The sequence below is a fragment of the Mesorhizobium sp. M4A.F.Ca.ET.022.05.2.1 genome (assembly GCF_003998845.1).
GTDB lineage: Bacteria > Pseudomonadota > Alphaproteobacteria > Rhizobiales > Rhizobiaceae > Mesorhizobium.
The window spans coordinates 1-2,624 of sequence record NZ_RZOJ01000597.1 but is presented as its reverse complement, the minus strand read 5'-3'; the positions used below and the strand labels follow the sequence as shown (position 1 = coordinate 2,624).

Below are 2,624 nucleotides of genomic sequence, written 5' to 3'. Positions count from 1 at the left end.
ACCTTGTAGTATTTCTTGAGGTCCTGAATCTTGAGCACCGGCGCGCCGGGCTCGACCTTTTCGTTGACCTTCTTGGCGCCGGGCGGCAACGCCTCCCAGTCGATCTCGTTGAAGCGCACGCAACGCGAGAAATGGCCCTCATGGCCCTCGACCGCGATCATCGGGATTTCGGCGGCATTGCAGACGCCCTCGACGAAATGATGGCAGCGCGGGCCGAAGTTGCAGCCCTTCGGCCGCTCGTGCGGCAGCGGCAACTGGCCGGGGATCGAGATCAGCGGCCGCGAATTCTTGTCGGCGCCGGGCAGCGGGATCGAGCGGAAAAGTCCCTGCGTGTAGGGGTGGCGCATCCGGTCGAACACGTCCTTGATCTTGCCGGTCTCGACCGCCTCGCCGGAATACATCACCGTGATCTTGTCGCAGGTTTCCAGGATGAGGCCCAGATTGTGCGACACGAAGATCATCGAGGTGCCGAACTTCTCGCCGAGCCCCTTGACGAGGTCAACGATGCCGGCCTCCACCGTCACGTCGAGCGCCGTGGTCGGCTCGTCGAGCAGGAGCAGGGCTGGTTTCGACAACAGCGCCATGGCGATGACGATGCGCTGCTGTTGGCCGCCAGAAAGCTGGTGCGGATAAGAGCGCATCATGCGCTCGGGATCGGGCAGCTTCACCGCGCGCACCATTTCCAGCGCCCGTTTGTAAGCCTCGTCCTTCGACACCTTGTCGTGGATCAGCGGCACTTCCATCAGCTGCTGGCCGACCTTCATCGCCGGGTTCAGGCTCGCCATCGGCTCCTGGTAGATCATGGCGATCTTGTTGCCGCGGATGGCGCGCAGCTCCTCGTCGGACATCTCACCCATGTCCTTGCCCTGGAACTTGATCTTGCCGCCGACGATCTTTCCGATGTTGGAGAGGTCGCGCATGATGCCAAGCGACACGGTCGACTTGCCGCAGCCGGATTCGCCGACGATGCCCATCGCCTCGCCGGGCATGACCGTGCAGGAGAAGTCCATCACGGCCGGTATCTCGCCCTTGCGGGTGAAGAAGGAGATCGACAGGTTCTCGATCTCGATGATCGGCCCAGGGGTTGGCTTGCCGGGATTTCGAACTGCCTCGTTCATGGGTCGCTCCAATCCTTGGTTCTTAGAAGATGGGGCCTGAAACCCCGCCATCAATCCTTCATCGACTGTTCGCGCAGGGAATCGGCCAGAAGGTTCAGCCCAAGCACGAATGACATCAGCGCAATCGTCGGCGGTAGTGCCGGGTGGATGAAGGAGCGCAGCAGGCGGCTGGCGTCCTTGATCGCCGTGCCCCAGTCCGGGCTCTCGGGCGCCAGCCCCAGTCCGAAATAGCCGAGTGTGCCGAGTAGGATCGTCGTGTAACCGATGCGCAGGCAGGCATCGACGATCAGCGGCCCGCGGGCATTGGGCAGGATCTCCCACAGCATGATGTACCACGGCGATTCACCACGCGTCTGCGCCGCCGCCACATAGTCGCGCGTTTTGATGTCCATGGTCAGCCCGCGCACGATGCGGAACACGCCGGGGCTGGAGGCGAACACCACCGCAACGAAGATGTTGAGCTGGTTGGGATCAATGTGGACGATCTTAAGCGGGTCGGCATCGAACACCAGGCCGGCATAGATCCAGCCGCCGATGACCAGCGTCAATCCGAGCAGGATGTAGAGGCGGTCGGGCCGATTCTTGTAGCGCGTCCAGAACAGCACGCTGAAGAAGATGATCGGGAACAGGAAGAACAGCCCGGCCATGGCATAGGGGATCGGCGTGTCCATGATGCCGGGCGTCACCAGCAGATAGAACAGCAGGATGACCGGGAAGGCCAGCACCAGATTGGCGAGGAAGGACAGGATGGTGTCGATCTTGCCGCCATAGTAGCCGGCCGGCAGGCCGAGCGTGATGCCGACCATCAGCGCGAAACCGGTCGCCGCCGGCGCGATGATCAGCACGATCTGGCTGCCATAGACCATGCGCGAAAATACGTCACGGGCGAGCTTGTCGCCGCCGAAATAGTAGATGAGCTTCGACGTCGGTTCGATCGCGCCGGGCAGCGCGTCCTTCATCACCGGCACCTGGGAGAGCGGATCGAAGGGCGAGATGGTCGAGGCGAAGATCGCCGTGAACAGCCAGAACAGGCAGATGCCGACGCCGACGATACCGACGCCGCTGTCGAACAGCTGGCCGTAGAGTCCGAGCTTCTTCTTGTAGGCGAAGCTCGCCCCCATGACGATGGCGAGCGCTATCCAGACAGGCCAGAAACGCGAGATGACGCCGAGCACGACACTGAAAGCGCTGATATATTCGATCTGCATCCGCTTCGCCCCCTACTGAACCCTGATACGCGGATTGAGAAACGCGTAGCCGACATCCGAGATAAGCTGCGTGATCAGGACGATGAACACCGAAACCAGCGAGCAGCCGAGCAGAAGGTCGATGTCGTTGTTGCCGGCCGCCTCGACCAGCGTGTAGCCGAAGCCCTGGTAGCGGAACATCACCTCGACGATGACGACGCCGGTGAGCAGCCAGGGGAATTGCAGCATGATGACGGTGAACGGCGCGATCAACGCGTTGCGCAGCGCATGCTTGACCACGACGCTTCCGAAGGAGAGG

The 2,624-nt window shown here is 62.1% G+C and carries 3 protein-coding genes; all 3 read right to left on the bottom strand.

Going from position 1 to position 2,624, the window contains the following annotated elements; all coding sequences use genetic code 11:
- Window positions 1–1,118, bottom strand: a 1,118-nt coding sequence (locus EN745_RS33350; protein ID WP_145992289.1) for an ABC transporter ATP-binding protein, incomplete at its 3' end; no start/stop codon positions are given.
- Between the two features lie 50 nt (window positions 1,119–1,168).
- Window positions 1,169–2,326 carry an ABC transporter permease gene (locus EN745_RS33345; protein ID WP_127400231.1) on the bottom strand — a complete coding sequence of 386 codons (1,158 nt, stop codon included), beginning with the start codon at window positions 2,324–2,326 and terminating at the stop codon, window positions 1,169–1,171.
- A gap of 12 nt (window positions 2,327–2,338) precedes the next feature.
- Window positions 2,339–2,624: ABC transporter permease (locus EN745_RS33340; protein WP_145992288.1), on the bottom strand; the 286-nt coding region annotated here is incomplete at its 5' end.